Here is a 780-nt window from a genome sequence, read left to right as displayed (position 1 = left end):
GATTTGGGTATAGCCGCAGTCGTCAAAAACGCTCAAACGTCTTGCGAACGTCGCTACTTACCTGAGCAGAGATGCGGAGCTCCATTCAACTCTCGACACTTAATTATGCGCTTGTGGTCGCCGAGGAGGGCAGCTTTCTGCGCGCGGCACGGCGCACTGGGATCGATCACACCGCGCTCAGCCGGCGCATACGCGATCTCGAATACGAGATGGGAACGAGGATATTTCATCGCCATGCCCGCGGCGTTGGCCCAACCCCGGCCGGCGAGCGTTTCCTCGATCGTCTTCGCTCCGTGCTGCTCGAACTGGACAATACTCTGACGCTGGCCAGGACGGGCATCAAGGATGAACAACAAAGGCTTTCCATCGGCTCCAACGGACTCATCCTCGCCGGGCGAGCGCTGGGTGCAATCATTGAGTTCGGGAAATGCTATCCAAATGTGACCGTCAGCTTGATAGAAGGATCTCATCCTGAACCCAGGGCTGCTCTGGGCGGCACGCAGGTCGACGTCACCGTCACTTCCTCCTCCCGATCCACTGGCGGCGCATTCGAACTGAAATTGTGGAAGGATACCCTAGCCGTCGTTCTCGCTTCCAGTCATCCTCTCGCAAGCCGTCCCGTGATCGAGTGGTCGGAGCTAGGCCAGGAGACGCTGCTCGTGCGCAGGGGCGAAGCACTTCTACTCGCCGATGCTGTTGGAAGCAGTGTACAGCTTCCCGCGATCGTCGAACATCACGTCAGTGCGGCCATCCTGCTGCGCCTTGTCGGAAACGGTCTAG

The 780-nt window shown here is 59.0% G+C and carries 1 protein-coding gene; it reads left to right on the top strand.

Annotated elements, in window-relative coordinates:
* Positions 1 to 71 precede the first annotated feature (71 nt).
* The coding region (locus tag NKH16_RS34885) for a LysR family transcriptional regulator (RefSeq protein WP_352903981.1) at positions 72 to 780 on the top strand (709 nt) is incomplete at its 3' end.

It is taken from the genome of Mesorhizobium sp. M1307 (assembly GCF_040318155.1).
Taxonomy (GTDB): Bacteria; Pseudomonadota; Alphaproteobacteria; order Rhizobiales; family Rhizobiaceae; genus Mesorhizobium.
This window is presented reverse-complemented; position numbering and strand designations above follow the sequence as displayed.